Source organism: Curvibacter sp. EU05-FHT14A10, assembly GCF_058791075.1.
The window spans coordinates 258,244-273,249 of record NZ_JBYTDE010000006.1 but is presented as its reverse complement, the minus strand read 5'-3'; the positions used below and the strand labels follow the sequence as shown (position 1 = coordinate 273,249).

The following is a 15,006-nucleotide window of genomic DNA, read 5'->3' as shown; positions in this document are numbered from 1 at the left end:
TTTGACCGAGCACGAGCATGTCCTCCATGACCTCCCCACTTGAAAACCAGACCCCGAGCCACGCCAGCAACAACGCCCTGTGGGAGTTCTGGATCGACCGCGGCGGCACCTTCACCGACCTGGTGGGCCGCGACCCGGCCGGCGGCTTCCACACCCTGAAGATGCTGTCGGAAAACCCCGAGCAGTACCGGGATGCCGCGGTCGAGGGCATTCGCCGCCTGCTGCGCCTGCAGCCCGGCGAGGCCATCACGCCGCAGCGCGTGGCCTGCGTCAAGATGGGCACCACCGTGGCCACCAACGCCCTGCTGGAGCGCAAGGGCGACCGCACCCTGCTGGTCACCACCCAGGGCTTTCGCGACGCCTTGCGCATCGCCAACCAGGCCCGCCCCAAGCTGTTTGCCCGGCACATCGAACTGCCTGAGCTGCTGTACGAGCGCGTGATCGAGGCCCAGGAGCGGGTGGATGCCGACGGCGGCCTGGTGCAGCCCCTGGACCAGGCCGCCCTGCGCCAGGCCCTGCAGACCGCCTTTGACGATGGACTGCGCGCCTGCGCCATTGTGCTCATGCATGGCTACCGCTATCCGCAGCACGAACTGCAGGCCGAGGCCCTGGCACTCGAAATCGGCTTCAGCCAGATCTCGGTGTCACACCGTGTGAGCCCGCTGATCAAGTTCGTGCCGCGCGGCGACACCACCGTGGTCGACGCCTACCTGTCGCCCATCCTGCGCCGGTATGTCGAGCAGGTGGCCCAGCAGATGCCGGGCGTGCCGCTTTACTTCATGCAAAGCTCGGGTGGCCTCACCGAGGCCCAACGCTTCCAGGGCAAGGACGCCATCCTGTCGGGCCCGGCAGGGGGCATCGTGGGCATGGTGCGCACCGCCGTGGCGGCCGGCCACGACAAGGTGATCGGCTTTGACATGGGCGGCACCTCGACCGACGTGAGCCACTATGCCGGGGAGTTCGAGCGCACCTTCGACACCGAGGTGGCCGGCGTGCGCATGCGCGCCCCCATGATGAGCATCCACACGGTGGCCGCAGGGGGTGGCTCCATCATCAGCTTCGACGGTGCCCGCCTGCGCGTGGGCCCCGAATCGGCCGGCGCCAACCCCGGCCCGGCCAGCTACCGGCGCGGCGGGCCGCTGGCCACCACCGATGCCAACGTGATGCTGGGCCGCATTCAGCCGCAGTGGTTTCCGCAGGTGTTCGGCCCGGCGGCCGACCAGCCGCTGGACCGCGGCGTGGTGCAACAACGCTTTGAAGCCATGGCCGTGGCCATGACCGCCGCCAGCGGCCGCCCCACCCACGCCGAAGAGGTGGCGGCCGGCGCGCTGCAGATTGCGGTGGGCAGCATGGCCAACGCGGTCAAGCGCATTTCGGTGGCCCGCGGCTATGACGTCACCACCTACACCCTGCAATGCTTTGGCGGCGCGGGGGGTCAACACGCCTGCCTGGTGGCCGATGCCCTGGGCATGACCCGGGTGCTGGCCCACCCGTTTGCAGGCGTGCTGTCGGCCTATGGCATGGGCCTGGCTGACCAGATCGCCCTGCGCGAAACCTCGATCGAATTGCCGCTGGACGCCGCGGGCCTGGCCGATGCCGCACGACAGGCAGCCACCCTGCAGGCCCAGGCCGAAGGCGAGCTGAGCAGCCAGGGCCTGGGTGCTCAGGCGCTGCAGACCCGCGTTCAACTGCAGCTGCGCTATGCCGGCACCGACACGGCCCTGCCCTGCCCCTGGGAGCCAGCGGCTGCGGCCCCCGAGGCCCTGACCGCGCTGCGCGAGCACTTCGAGACGGCTTACCGCCAGCGCTTTGCCTTTCTGATGCCCGAACGCGAGCTGGTGATCGAAGCGGTGAACGTGGAATGCACCCTGCCCGGCGTGAGCACCGCCGCGCCAACCCTGGCCCACGCCGCGGTTGAGCATGTGGCCAGCCTAGTCTCCAGCGTGCGCATGTACTGCCTGCAAGACGAGGCCCCCGCTGGCTGGCGCGACGCCGCCTTGTACCAACGCGAGGCCCTGGCCCCTGGCGCCACCCTGAACGGCCCGGCCGTGATCGCCGAGCGCAATTCGACCACCGTGGTCGAGCCCGGCTGGCGGGCGCAGATGGGCGCCGACGGCTGCCTGCTGCTGCAGCGCGTGTTGGCCCGCAGCACCGTGCACGCCGTGGGCACCCAGGTGGACCCGGTGATGCTGGAGGTGTTCAACAACCTGTTCATGAACATCGCCGAGCAGATGGGCCTGCGCCTGCAGAACACCGCCTACTCGGTCAACATCAAAGAGCGGCTGGACTTCAGTTGCGCGGTGTTCGACGCGGCTGGCCAGTTGATTGCCAATGCTCCGCACATGCCGGTGCACCTGGGCTCGATGAGCGAGTCGATCCGCAGCGTGGTCGAGCGCAACCCCGGCATGCAGCCCGGCAACGTGTACGTGCTCAACGACCCCTACCACGGCGGCACCCACCTGCCCGACATCACCGTGGTCACCCCGGTGTACCTGCAAGACGACGACGCCCGGCCCAGCTTCTTCGTGGCCTCGCGCGGGCACCATGCGGACGTGGGTGGTACCACGCCCGGCTCGATGCCGCCCTTCTCCAGCCGCATCGAAGAAGAAGGCGTGCTGATCGACAACTTCTTGCTGGTCGAGCGTGGCGTGCTGCGCGAAGCCGAGATGCTGGCCCTGTTGCAAAGTGGACCCTACCCCAGCCGCAACCCGGCACAGAACCTGGCCGATCTGCGCGCCCAGATCGCCGCCAACGAAAAGGGCACGCAAGAGCTCAAGGCCATGGTGGCCCGCTACAGCCGTGCCACGGTGGCCGCCTACATGCAGCACGTGCAGGACAACGCCGAAGAGTCGGTGCGCCGCGTGATCACGGCCCTGAAAGACGGCCAGTACACCTTGCCCCTGGACAACGGCGCACAGATCCAGGTGGCGGTGCGGGTGGACGCAGGGCGCCGCGCAGCGGTGGTCGACTTCAGCGGCACCAGCCGCCAGCTGCGCAACAACTTCAATGCCCCCAAGGCGATCACCATGGCGGCCGTGCTGTACGTGTTCCGCACCCTGGTGGACGACGCCATCCCGCTCAACGCGGGTTGCCTCAAGCCCATCGAGGTGATCGTGCCCGAAGGCTGCATGCTGAACCCGCGGGCCCCGGCGGCCGTGGTGGCCGGCAACGTCGAGACCTCCAGCTGCGTGACCAATGCCCTGTATGGCGCGCTGGGCGTGATGGCCGCGGCCCAGTGCACCATGAACAACTTCACCTTCGGCGATGCCGAGCACCAGTACTACGAGACCATCTCGGGTGGCTCGGGTGCGGGCCCCGGCTTTGCCGGGACCAGCGTGGTGCAGACCCACATGACCAACTCACGCCTGACCGACCCCGAGATCCTGGAGCTGCGCTACCCCGTGCGCCTGGAAACCTATGAGATCCGGGCCGGCTCGGGCGGCAAGGGCCAGTGGCAGGGCGGCAATGGCGGCAGCCGGCGGGTGCGCTTTCTGCGGCCGATGACGGCCTCGATCCTGAGCAACAACCGCCTGCAGGGTGCCTTTGGCGCTGCCGGGGGCCAGGCCGGCGAGCCGGGCTGCAACCGCGTGCTGCGGGCCGATGGCCGCACCGAGACCCTGGACCACATCGGCCAGGTCGAGATGGGCGTGGGCGATGTGTTCATCATCGACACCCCGGGCGGCGGCGGCTACGGCGCGCCCACCTCGGCTGCCACCGCTGGCGCAGCCCCCCAGGCCCAAGCCTTGACCACCGAGGCCTGACGGGCCGCGCCCCTGCCAACGGCCCCAGGGGCGCTGGCAGGGGCCATCTGCTCTCCCCCCATCCCACCGTCTGGAGTCGATCACCATGCCTACTTTGTCCCTGCGTCAAAAACTCTGGCTGCCGCTGGTGCTGGCCTGGCTCAGCCTGCTGGCCCTCAGCGTGTTCCATGCCTGGCAATCGCGTGAGCTGCAGTTCGAGGCCCGGCGCGCCGCGCTGGCCGACATCACCGACATGTCGCTGAGCCTGGTGCGTGACCTGGCCCGCCAGGCCAGCGAAGGGCAGCTCACCGAGGCCGAGGCACGCGAGCAGGCCCTGGCCCGCCTGGCCGCCCAGCGCTATGGCAAGGATGGTTATGTGACGGTGGTGGGTGCCGACTCGGTGATCGCCATGCACCCCATCAAACCCGAACTGAAGGGGCGCAACATGATCGCCTTCAAGGACGCCAAGGGCACGCCGCTGTACGTGAACATCTCCGCCGCAGGCGCCTCGGCCGAAGGCCACGGCTACGTGGACTATTGGTGGCCGCGCCCGCAAAGCGAGGCGCCCAGCCCCAAGATCGCCTGGGTGGTGCGCTTCAAGCCCTGGGGCTGGGACCTGGTGGCGGGCGACTATGTGGACGACATCGAGCAGGGCTTTCACCACGCACTGCTGCAGTCGGGGGCCGCCCTGCTGGTGCTGGGCCTGCTGATGTCGGCCCTGAGCGCGGTGCTGGCGCGCAGCATCGAGCGGGCTGTGGGCGGCGAGCCAGCCCTGGTGGCCCGCCAGGCCCTGAGCATGGCCGAGGGCGACCTGGCCAGCGAACTCGCCCCCCGTGGCGCCCAAGCCCACAGCCTGGCCCATGCCGTGAACCACCTGCGCCTGCAGATGGGGCACAGCCTGGCCCAGGTTCGCGAAGCCACCACCACCATCGACCATGCGGCACGCGAAATCGCCCAGGGCAACCTTGACCTGTCGCAGCGCACCGAGGCCCAGGCCAGCGCCCTGCAACAGACGGCGGCCACCATGGACCAGTTCAGCACCACGGTGCAACACAACGCCGACAACGCGCGGCAGGCCAAACAACTCGCGCTGGACGCCTCCGAGGTGGCCAGCCGGGGCGGCAGCGTGGTGGCCCAGGTGGTGCACACCATGAAAGGCATCAACGACAGCTCGCGCCGCATCGGCGACATCATCGGCGTGATCGACAGCATCGCCTTTCAGACCAACATCCTGGCCCTGAACGCCGCCGTCGAGGCCGCCCGGGCCGGCGAGCAGGGCCGCGGCTTTGCCGTGGTGGCCAGTGAAGTTAGACAGCTGGCCGGCCGCAGCGCCGAGGCGGCACGCCAGATCAAGACCCTGATCCACACCAGCGTGGGCCAGGTGGCCGAGGGCAGCACCCTGGTCGACCAGGCGGGCCAGACCATGGACGAGGTGGTGAGCGCCATCCGCCAGGTCAGCGAGATCGTGAGCCAGATCAGCGCCGCCAGCGCCGAGCAGAACGCGGGCGTAGGGCAGATCGGCCAGGCCATCAGCCAATTGGACGAAACCACCCAACAAAACGCCGCCCTGGTCGAAGAAGCCAGCGCGGCCACGCACTCGCTGGCGGCTCAGGTGAGCGTGCTGCGCGAGCAACTGGCCTTGTTCAGGCTGGGCCCGGTGGCGCCGTCGCAACCCTTGCGCCTGGCCAGGGCGTGACCCGCCCTCACACCCGCACCAAGGCCTCACGCAACTGATCAGCCAGGGCCGCGGCCCGCAGGCGACTGATGCGCTGCGCGTGCGCCACGATGCCCAGCGCACCGTCGGCGCAATCACCCAACGCAAAGCGCATGCCCACACCTGTCAGGCCCTGGGCGTGGATGTGAGAGTAGCCCTGCTGCCGGGTCTGCTGAACCCAGCGCCACAGGCGGGCTTCGCCGAGTTGCCATTGGGCGTACTCGCGGGCGTGCTGGGCCAGGTGCTGGCGGATCTGATCATCATCGAGTGCCGACAACAGCGCAAAGCTGGGAATGCCCAGGCCCAGCAGCTTGGTAGCGCCCACGTGGTCGGCAAAACTGCGGATCGGGGCCTCACCCTGTTCCAGGTGCAGGCAAAGGCTGTAGTCACCGGCCCGCACCACCAGGAACACCGGCGCCCCGCAACGCCGGGCCAGGGCTTTCATGGTAGGAGTCATGCGGGCGATCAGGGGCGAGTGCTGCATCGCCGCCAACCCCAGCGCCAAGGCCTGCAGGCCCAGGCCGTAGCGCTTGTCCTGCGCCCGCCGCGTGGCCAGCCCCAGGGCCTCCAGCGCCTTGATCATGCGGTGCACCGTGGTGCGGTCCAGCCCGCTGTGCGCCACCAGCTCGGCCATGCCCAGGCCCTGCGCCTGATGCTGGGCCAGCAGCGACAGCAGACCCGAGGCGCGTTGCAGACTTTGAGCGCCGGCCACACCCCTTCGGGCGGTCTCGATCGTCATGGTTTTCCCTTGAATGTGCATATTGTGAACATTTAAGAACTTCGAAATTGTCGCGCTCCAGGCCCTGCGCTGCAATCGACTCCGGCATCGAACCTTGCACACGGAGTCTTCATGAAACCCTTTGAGTCGCGGGCCGCCTTGAGCGGCCCGGTGTACGACCAACAGCGCAGCGGCATGCTGGCCCTGATCGAGCAGCTGCGCCAACTGGAGCAGCGCGCCGTGGCCGCCTCGGCCCGCTCGGCCGAGCGCTTTGCGCGCCGTGGCGCCCTGCTGCCACGCGAACGCCTGGCCCGCCTGCTGGACAGCGGCCAGCCTTTTCTGCCGCTGTGCAACCTGGCCGGCTACGGCATGGACGGCGAATCGCCCGAGCACAGCGTGCCAGGGGGCTCGCAGATCGCGGGCATCGGCGTGGTGGCCGGGGTGCGCTGCATGGTGGTGGTGACGGATTCAGGCATCCAGGCGGGCGCCCTGACCGAGGCCGGCAACCAGAAGCTGATGCGCTGTCAGGAGCTGGCCTTGCGCCACCGCCTGCCCCTGGTCCATCTGGTGGAATCGGCCGGCTCCAACCTGCGGCAGTACCGGGTGGAGAAGTTCATCCGGGGCGGCGCCCTGTTCTACAACCTGGCGCGCCTGTCGGCGGCCGGCCTGCCCGTGATCACCGTGGTGCATGGGCCTTCGACCGCTGGCGGCGCCTACCTGCCGGGCCTGTCTGACTATGTGGTGATGGTGCGCGAACAGGCCCGTGCCTACCTGGCCGGCCCGCCGCTGCTCAAGGCCGCCACCGGCGAAGTGGCCAGCGACGAAGAGCTGGGCGGCACCGAGATGCACGCCAGCCAGAGCGGCCTGGCCGAGTATGTGGCCGACGACGACGGGCATGCCGTGGAGATCGCGCGCGACATCGTGGCCAGTCTGCCCCTGCCGCGCGTGCCCCCGCCCGCTGCGTGGCCGGCCCCGCGGCTGAGCACCGACGACCTGGCCGGTGTGATGGCGCTGGCGCCGCGCCAGCCCATGGACATGCGCGAAGTGATCGCCCGCCTGACCGACGACTCATGCTGGATGGACTTCAAACCCGACTACGGCCCGGCCACGGTGTGCGGCCATGGGCCGCTGGAAGGCCATACGGTGGGCTTCATCAGCAACAACGGCCCGCTGGACCCGGCCGGGGCCACCAAGGCGGCCCAGTTCATCCAGCTGTGCGAGCAAGGCGGCGTGCCCCTGGTGTTTTTGCAGAACACCACCGGCTTCATCGTCGGCCGCGCCTCGGAGGAGGCCGGCATGATCAAGCACGGGGCCAAGCTGATCCAGGCCCTGTCAAACGCCTCGGTGCCACGCATCACCGTGATGTGCGGAGCCTCGTTCGGGGCCGGCAACTACGGCATGTGCGGGCGGGCCTTTCAGCCTGATTTCTGTTTTTCGTGGCCCAACGCGCGCACCTCGGTGATGGGGGGCGAGCAGGCCGCCATGACGCTGGAGATCGTGGCTCGCCAGAAGGCCGAACGCAGCGGCCAGCCCGCCGACGAGGCCGCGCTGGTCAAGCAAAAGGCCGAGATCGTGGCGCACTTCGATCGCCAGGCCAGCGCCTTCTACACCAGCGGCCACCTGCTGGACGACGGCGTGATCGACCCGCGCGACACCCGCGCCGTGCTGGCCCTGGCGCTGGCCACCCGGCGCGAGGCCGAACGCCACACGCCACGCGCCCTTCAATTCGGCGTCGCCCGATTCTGAGATCCGACATCTGAGACCTGAACCCCGAGACGCCCCCGACACGGAGACACCCCATGATCTACACCCCCGCACACCAGGACCTGATGGACAGCCTGCGGCGCTTCATCAGCGCCGAAATCGACCCCCACGTGGACGAGTGGGAGGCAGCCGAGATTTTTCCCGCCCACGAACTGTTCGCCAAGATGGGGCGGCTGGGCTTTCTGGGCATCACCAAGCCCGAGGCCTTTGGCGGCCTGAACCTTGACTTCAGCTACGCGCTGGCCGCCTCCGAGGCCATGGGCCATGTGCGGGCCCAGGGCGTGGGCATGGCGGTGGGGGTGCAGACCAACATGGCCACACCGGCGCTGGCCAGCTTTGGCTCGGATGCCCTGCGCCATGAGTTCCTGGCCCCCGCCATCACCGGCGAGCAGGTGGCCTGCATCGGCGTCTCGGAGCAAGGCGCGGGCTCGGACGTGGCCTCGCTGCAGACCCGGGCCCGACGTGTCGGTGACGACTACGTCATCAACGGTGCCAAGATGTGGATCACCAATGGCACCCAGGCCGACTGGATCTGCCTGCTGTGCAACACCTCGGACGGGCCCTCGCACAAAAACAAGTCGCTGATCGTGGTGCCGCTGAAAGACGACAAGGGCCAGCGGGCCCGCGGCGTCAGCGTGCAGAAGATCCGCAAGTTCGGCATGTGGTCGTCCGACACCGCGCAGATTTTCTTTGACGAGGTGCGGGTGCCCGTGCGCCACCGCATCGGTGAAGAAGGCCTGGGCTTCATCTACCAGATGAAGCAGTTCCAGGAAGAGCGCCTGGACGGTGCGGCACGACGCCTGGCCGCCATGACGCTGATCCAGGAGACGGCCGACTACCTGCGTCAGCGCCAGGCTTTTGGCCGCCCGCTGCTGGACAACCAGTTCATCCAGTACAAGCTGGCCGAGCTGAAGACCGAGCTGGAGGCGCTGCGCGCCCTGACCTACATGGCCACCCACACCTACATCCACGGGGGCGATGTGGTGGAGCTGGCCTCGATGGCCAAGCTCAAGGCGGGGCGCCTGTCGCGCGAGATTGCCGAGTGGTGCATGCAGTTCCAGGGCGGCATGGGCTACACCTGGGACAACCCCGTGTCACGCGCCTACCGCGACTACCGGCTGGGCTCGATCGGAGGCGGCGCCGACGAGGTGATGCTGATGGTGATCGCCCGCCACATGGGCCTGATGGGGGCACGGTCATGAACACCCCCGAACCCGGCACCCTGCCGCTGACCCCGACACCCGCAACCAGCGACACCCCTTTGCGGGTTCGCGAACACCAGGGCGTGCTGTTTGCCACCCTCAACGATCCTGGCACCCGCAACGCACTCTCGCCCACGATGGTGCAGGCGCTGGACCAGGTGGTGCGCCAGGCGGGTGAACGGCTCGAATTGCGCGCCCTGGTGCTGCGCGGCAGCCAGGGCTTTTTCTGTGCCGGCGGGCATGTGGGCAGCTTTGAGCAACGCCTGAACACGCAGCAGGCCCAGCCCCCCGGTGGGGCCGACCCGGTGGCGGCCCGCAACCGCGAGTTCGGGCATTTCATGCAGCGCCTGGCCGCGCTGCCCGTGCCCGTGCTGGCCGTGGTCGAAGGGGCGGCCATGGGCGGTGGCCTGGGCCTGGCCTGTGCCGCCGACCTGGTGCTGGCGTGTTCGGACGCCCGTTTTGCCCTGAGCGAGACCGGCCTGGGCCTGATCCCGGCACAGATCGCCCCTTTTGTGGCGGCCCGCATCGGCGCCCCCGCGACCCGCCGCCTGGGCTTGACGGGCGAACGCGTGGCCGGCGAGCAGGCCCTGCGCCTGCAATTGGTGGATGAGCTGGCCGCCGACTCCGCCGCACTCAGCGCGCGCCTGGCCCATTGGCTCCAGCTCATTGGCCGCTGTGCGCCCGGCGCCAATCGCAGCCTCAAACCCCTGCTGGGCAGGCTGCCCGGCCAGACCGCCGACGTGCCAGCCTGGCTGGATCAGGCCGCGCTCACCTTCAGCACCTGCATGGCCCAAGAAGGCCGCGAGGGCCTGGCCGCCTTGCGTGAGCGCCGCGCACCCGCCTGGCAGGTGCATTTCAGTGCCGAACAAGTCCATGCCCTGACCCTGCCGGAGGCCCCATGACCCCCTTCACCCCGCCGCTGCTGCGGCCCTTTCACACCGTGCTGGTGGCCAACCGCGGCGAGATCGCCCTGCGCATTCTGCGCACGGCACGCCGCCTGGGCTACGCCACCGTCGCGGTGTACTCCGAGGCCGACGCCGGCAGCCCGCATGTGCTGGCGGCCGATCAGGCCATCGCCATCGGGCCCGCCCCGGCGCGAGACTCCTACCTGAACATCGAGGCCTTGCTGCAGGCCGCCCGGGTCAGCGGTGCCGACGCGGTGCACCCTGGCTACGGCTTTCTGGCCGAGAACGCCGAATTCGCCGAGGCCGTGGCCCAGGCCGGCCTGGTGTTTGTCGGCCCTCCGGCCCGGGCCATCCAGGCCATGGGCCACAAGGCGCAGGCCAAGCGCCTGGCCGAGGCTGCTCAACTGCCCTGCATCCCGGGCTACCAGGGCGAGGACCAGAGCGATGCCGCCCTGCTGCGCGCCGCCACACAGTTGGGCTACCCCTTGATGGTCAAGGCCAGCGTCGGGGGTGGCGGGCGGGGCATGCGCCAGGTGCACAGCGCTGACGAGCTGCCCACGGCCCTGGCCTCGGCCCGCTCCGAGGCCCTGAGTGCCTTCGGCTCGGGCGAGCTGATCCTGGAGCGGGCCTTGCACCGCCCGCGTCACATCGAGATCCAGCTGCTGGCCGACGCCCATGGGCAGGTGCTGCACCTGGGCGAACGCGACTGCTCGGTACAACGACGCCATCAGAAAGTGATCGAAGAGTCACCCTCGCCCGCAGTGGATGCCGCTCTGCGCGAGCGCATGGGCCAGGCGGCGGTGCGCGGTGCCCAGGCCATCGGCTACCTGGGCGCCGGCACCATGGAGTTCTTGCTGGATGCGGACGGGCAGTTCTACTTCATGGAGATGAACACCCGGCTGCAGGTGGAGCATGCGGTGACCGAGGCGGTGACCGGCCTTGACCTGGTGGAATGGCAGTTGCGCATCGCAGCCGGCGAGGCGCTGGAGCTGCGCCAGCAAGACCTGCGCTGGCACGGCCATGCCATCGAGGTGCGGCTGACCGCCGAAGACGTGCCCGCCGGTTTTCTGCCCCAGACCGGCCCGGTGCTGCGCTGGCACGACCCGGCCACCGATTGGCCGGTTCGGGTGGACCATGCCCTGGCCGAGGGCGCGCTGGTGTCGCCCCATTACGACTCGATGGTGGCCAAGCTGATCGCCCACGGCCGCACCCGCGAGGAGGCCCGGCGCAAGCTGCTCAACGCCGTGCGCCATTGCGTACTGCTGGGCGTGCCCAGCAACCAGGGCTTTCTGGCCGACTGCCTGGCCGATCCCGTGTTTGCGGACGGCAGCGCCGTGCACACGGGCTTTGTGGCCGAGCGCTTCGGCCTGTCCCCGCGCCCGCCGGCCTTGCCCGGGGCCACCCTGGCCCTGACGGCCTTCGCAGCGCTGATGCACCCGAGCCACAGCCCCGGCCCGGGCCAGTTGCTGAACCCGCCGCCCCTGGCCGGAGCCGGCTTGGGCCAGACGATCACCTTGCAACAAGGCAGCCAGCGCTGGCGCTGGCGACTGCAGGCCCAGGGCGGCGACTGGCAGCTGCAGGGCGAGCGCTTGTTCTCGCCTTCCGCCCCCGGCGACTTCGCCCCCCTGGGGCCCTGGCGCCTGCGCGGCGCTGCCTGGACCGACGCCACCCGCAGGGGACTGCAGGCCGAACTGGACGGCCGCCTGGAGCGCGTCTGGCTGGCCCCCCAAGACAGCACCTGGCATGTGTTCCACCAAGGCCGGGCCTGGGCCCTGGAACAGGTGAGCGAGCGCCGTGAGCGCGCCGCCCCCACCCCCAGCGGGCGGGTGCACGCCCCCCTGGGGGCCCGGGTACTGGCCGTGGCCGTGCAAGCCGGCGATCGGGTGCAGGCTGGACAAAAGCTGGTGGTCCTGGAGGCCATGAAGATGGAGCATGTGCTGCTGGCACCCTGCGATGGCGTGGTGGCCGAGCTGGCCGTGCAAGCCCAGACCCAGACCCGCAAAGGCGCGTTGTTGATGCGCATCGAGGAGGCGTCAGCATGAGCGAACCCACACGGCCCCACCCTCGGTCATCGCGCCGGGTGCGCATTGGCGGCGCCAGCGGCTTCTGGGGCGATTCGGCCCTGGCCACACCGCAGTTGCTGGCCGTACCCGGCCTGCAGTACCTGGTGTATGACTACCTGGCCGAGACCACGATGGCGATTCTGGCCCGGGCCCGCCGCAAGCGCCCCGAGTTGGGCTATGCCACTGATTTTGTGCACGACGCGATGGCCCCGCACCTGGCACAACTGCTGGCCCAGGGCGTGCGCGTGGTGGCCAACGCCGGCGGCCTGAACCCCCAGGGTTGCGCCGACGAACTGGCCCGGATCGCGGCACAGCAAGGGCTGCGGCCCCGCATCGCCGTGCTGCTGGGCGACGACCTGATGCCGGTGTTGCACCGGGCAGCCACCGACCAAGGCAGCGCCCCGGCCTGGCACGACCTGCAAGGGCAGCCCCTGCCCAAGGCACTGATCTCGGCCAACGCCTATGTAGGTGCTCAGGGCATCGCACTGGCCCTGGACCAGGGCGCCGACATCGTGGTGACCGGGCGCTGCGTGGACAGCGCGGTGGTGCTGGGCGTGCTGGCTCATGAGTTTGGCTGGTGCTGGGACGACTGGGACCGGTTGGCCGCCGCCACCCTGGCCGGCCACGTGATCGAATGCGGCGCCCAGGCCACCGGGGGCCTGTTCACCGATTGGCAGCAGGTGCCCGACTGGGCCGGCATCGGTTACCCGGTGATCGACGTGGCCGAAGACGGGTCGTTCGAACTCGGCAAGCCCGCGGGCACCGGCGGGCTGATCCACCCCGGCGCCGTGGCCGAACAGGTGCTGTACGAAGTGGGCGACCCGGCCCACTACCTGATGCCCGACGTGAGTTGCGACTTTCGCCAGGTGCAGGTACGGGCCCTGTCGGCCGACCGGGTGGCCGTGAGCGGTGCGCGCGGGCGCCCACCGACCGACACCTACAAGGCCAACGGCACCTGGCAGCAGGGCTACCAGATCCAGGTGCTGATGGCCATCCGGGGCATCGAGGCGCCAGCCAAGGCCCGCAAGACCGCCGAGGCCTTGCTGCTGCGCACCCGGCGGCAACTGGCCCAGGCCGGCCTGGACGACTACAGCGAGACGGCCGTCGAACTGCTGGGCTGCGAAGCCCTGTACGGCCCGCAACGCCAGATGCTGCCCACCCGCGAGGTGGTGCTGCGACTGGCGGCCCGCCATGCCGAGGCCCGGGGATTGGTGTATCTGCAGCGCGAGTGCGCCTCGGCCGGTACCTCGATGGGGCCGGGCACACGCTCGTCTTTCTCGGGCCGGGCCGAGATCCAGCCGGTGATCCAGGTGCTGTCCTTTCTGGTGCCCAAGACCGAGGTGGCGCTGCAACTGCGCCTGGGTGATCAGACCTGGCCCGTGCCGCCTGGGCCAGTGGCGACGGCGCAGCCCGCCGCGCCCCTGGCCGCCGCACAGCGCCCGGATGACCCGGTGGGCGATCCGTTGAACGACGATGGGCCCCAGGGCCCGTTGGTGAGCGTGCCGCTGCTGCGCCTGGCCTGGGCCCGCAGTGGCGACAAGGGCGACGACGAGAACATTGGCGTGATCGCCCGCCAGGCCCGCTACCTGCCCCTGCTGCGGGCCCAGTTGACGGCCGAGGTGGTGCGGCACTGGCTGGCCCACCTGGTACAGGGCCCCGTGGAGCGCCATGAAGTGCCTGGCCTGCAGGCTTTCAATTTTGTGCTGCACCAGGCCCTGGGCGGCGGCGGGGTGTGCAGCCTGCGCTCTGACCCGCTGGGCAAATCATTTGCCCAGATGCTGCTGGATTGCCCCCTGCAAGTGCCAGCCGCCTGGCTCGATTGAGCCGCCCCCCGGCCCAGCCCCATGAACACCCCGGAGACCCGCATGACCTTGACCCACCAGGCCCCGCAAGGCCGACACACCCCATCCGGCCGCGGCCGCCGCCTGGCCCTGGGCGGGGCCCTGGCCCTGCTGACCACCCTGCAGGCCGTGGGCCTCCCGCTGCTCGCCCGGGCCCAGGAAAGCTACCCCAGCAAGCCGATCCGGGTGGTGGTGCCCTACCCGCCCGGCGGCGTGTCGGACGCGGTCACCCGCACGGTGATGCAAAAGCTGGCCGAGCGGCTGAACAACCCCATCGTGGTGGACAACCAGGCCGGCGCCAACGGGCAGATCGGTTCGGCCGCGGTGGCCCGAGCCGCACCCGACGGCTACACCTTGCTGGTGGTGGTGGCGGCGCACGCCATCAACCCCAGCCTGTACACCCGCATGAGCTACGCCCCGCTGAGCGAGCTGACAGGGGTGAGTCTGTTCGGCCACATCCCCTTGCTGCTGGTGTCCAGCGCCAAGGTGCCCGCCAGCCAGCTTAAGGACCTGGTGGCCTGGGGCCAGGCCCACCCGGGCGCGCTGACCTTTGCCTCCAGCGGCACCGGCTCAGGCGCGCATCTGGTGGGCGAGCTGTTTGCCCAGACCGTGGGCCTGCCCATGACCCACGTGCCCTACAAGGGCATTGCACCGGCGCTGCCCGATCTGTTCTCGGGCCAGGTGTCGATGATTTTCGACTCGGTGCAGACCATGGGGCCCCACGTGAAGGCCGGCAAGCTCAATGCCCTGGCCATGACCAGCGCGCAGCGCTGGCCCGGCGCCCCCGAGGTACCCACCCTGGCCGAGCTGGGCTACCCCAGCCTCACCACGGGCAGCTGGATCGGCCTGCTGGCGCCGGCCAAAACGCCCAAGCCGGTGTTGCAGCGCCTGGCGGCCGAAACCCAGAAGGTGCTGGATGCGCCCGAGATGCGGCAAAAGCTGATCGACTACGGCATCGATCCGGTGGGTGGCACCCCGGCGCAGTTCGACGCCTTCATCCGCAGCGAGGCAGCACGCTGGGCCCAGGTGGTGCAGCAAGCCCATATCCACCTCGACTGA

General features: G+C 69.8%; 9 protein-coding genes. 8 read left to right on the top strand and 1 reads right to left on the bottom strand.

The genetic code is table 11. The features are described 5' to 3' along the window. Nucleotides 1-26 precede the first annotated feature (26 nt). Entirely contained in the window at nucleotides 27-3,761 is a 3,735-nt protein-coding gene (locus AC3WUT_RS13950; protein ID WP_492347669.1) for a hydantoinase B/oxoprolinase family protein, read from the top strand. Nucleotides 3,762-3,846: 85 nt separating this feature from the next. Next, nucleotides 3,847-5,436, top strand: a complete 1,590-nt coding sequence (locus tag AC3WUT_RS13945) for a methyl-accepting chemotaxis protein (protein WP_492347668.1) — start codon at nucleotides 3,847-3,849, stop codon at nucleotides 5,434-5,436. Between the two features lie 7 nt (nucleotides 5,437-5,443). On the opposite strand, the gene AC3WUT_RS13940 is transcribed toward AC3WUT_RS13945, so the two are convergent. Next, the gene (locus AC3WUT_RS13940; protein WP_492347667.1) at nucleotides 5,444-6,193 is read right to left on the bottom strand and encodes an IclR family transcriptional regulator; all 750 of its coding nucleotides are present in this window, start codon (nucleotides 6,191-6,193) and stop codon (nucleotides 5,444-5,446) included. Between the two features lie 111 nt (nucleotides 6,194-6,304). On the opposite strand from AC3WUT_RS13940, the gene AC3WUT_RS13935 reads away from it, so the two are divergent. Genes AC3WUT_RS13935 through AC3WUT_RS13910 form a run of 6 tightly spaced genes read left to right on the top strand, consistent with a single transcriptional unit; the run spans nucleotide 6,305 to nucleotide 15,006 of the window. Next, nucleotides 6,305-7,918, top strand: a complete 1,614-nt coding sequence (locus AC3WUT_RS13935; RefSeq protein ID WP_492347666.1) for an acyl-CoA carboxylase subunit beta — start codon at nucleotides 6,305-6,307, stop codon at nucleotides 7,916-7,918. Between the two features lie 53 nt (nucleotides 7,919-7,971). Further along, nucleotides 7,972-9,138, top strand: coding sequence for an acyl-CoA dehydrogenase family protein (locus AC3WUT_RS13930; protein WP_492347665.1), 1,167 nt, complete (start codon nucleotides 7,972-7,974; stop codon nucleotides 9,136-9,138). After that, nucleotides 9,135-10,040 (top strand): enoyl-CoA hydratase/isomerase family protein, encoded by a 906-nt coding sequence (locus AC3WUT_RS13925; RefSeq protein ID WP_492347664.1) that lies wholly within the window; start codon nucleotides 9,135-9,137, stop codon nucleotides 10,038-10,040. Before AC3WUT_RS13930 ends, AC3WUT_RS13925 begins: the two co-directional genes overlap by 4 nt. Beyond that, nucleotides 10,037-12,085 carry an acetyl/propionyl/methylcrotonyl-CoA carboxylase subunit alpha gene (locus AC3WUT_RS13920; protein ID WP_492347663.1) on the top strand — a complete coding sequence of 683 codons (2,049 nt, stop codon included), beginning with the start codon at nucleotides 10,037-10,039 and terminating at the stop codon, nucleotides 12,083-12,085. The genes AC3WUT_RS13925 and AC3WUT_RS13920 overlap by 4 nt, the downstream gene beginning before the upstream one ends. Further along, a complete protein-coding gene (locus AC3WUT_RS13915; RefSeq protein WP_492347662.1) occupies nucleotides 12,082-13,929 on the top strand; it encodes an acyclic terpene utilization AtuA family protein in 1,848 nt (615 codons plus the stop codon). Before AC3WUT_RS13920 ends, AC3WUT_RS13915 begins: the two co-directional genes overlap by 4 nt. Before the next feature lie 42 nt (nucleotides 13,930-13,971). Then, nucleotides 13,972-15,006, top strand: a complete 1,035-nt coding sequence (locus AC3WUT_RS13910) for a tripartite tricarboxylate transporter substrate binding protein (RefSeq protein ID WP_492347661.1) — start codon at nucleotides 13,972-13,974, stop codon at nucleotides 15,004-15,006.

Excerpts from the sequence above, each read along its gene's own strand:
- AC3WUT_RS13950 (WP_492347669.1), top strand. The coding sequence starts at position 27 with ATGACCTCCCCACTTGAAAACCAGACCCCGAGCCACGCCAGCAACAAC.
- AC3WUT_RS13945 (WP_492347668.1), top strand. The coding sequence starts at position 3,847 with ATGCCTACTTTGTCCCTGCGTCAAAAACTCTGGCTGCCGCTGGTGCTG.
- AC3WUT_RS13940 (WP_492347667.1), bottom strand. The coding sequence starts at position 6,193 with ATGACGATCGAGACCGCCCGAAGGGGTGTGGCCGGCGCTCAAAGTCTG.
- AC3WUT_RS13935 (WP_492347666.1), top strand. The coding sequence starts at position 6,305 with ATGAAACCCTTTGAGTCGCGGGCCGCCTTGAGCGGCCCGGTGTACGAC.
- AC3WUT_RS13930 (WP_492347665.1), top strand. The coding sequence starts at position 7,972 with ATGATCTACACCCCCGCACACCAGGACCTGATGGACAGCCTGCGGCGC.
- AC3WUT_RS13925 (WP_492347664.1), top strand. The coding sequence starts at position 9,135 with ATGAACACCCCCGAACCCGGCACCCTGCCGCTGACCCCGACACCCGCA.
- AC3WUT_RS13920 (WP_492347663.1), top strand. The coding sequence starts at position 10,037 with ATGACCCCCTTCACCCCGCCGCTGCTGCGGCCCTTTCACACCGTGCTG.
- AC3WUT_RS13915 (WP_492347662.1), top strand. The coding sequence starts at position 12,082 with ATGAGCGAACCCACACGGCCCCACCCTCGGTCATCGCGCCGGGTGCGC.
- AC3WUT_RS13910 (WP_492347661.1), top strand. The coding sequence starts at position 13,972 with ATGACCTTGACCCACCAGGCCCCGCAAGGCCGACACACCCCATCCGGC.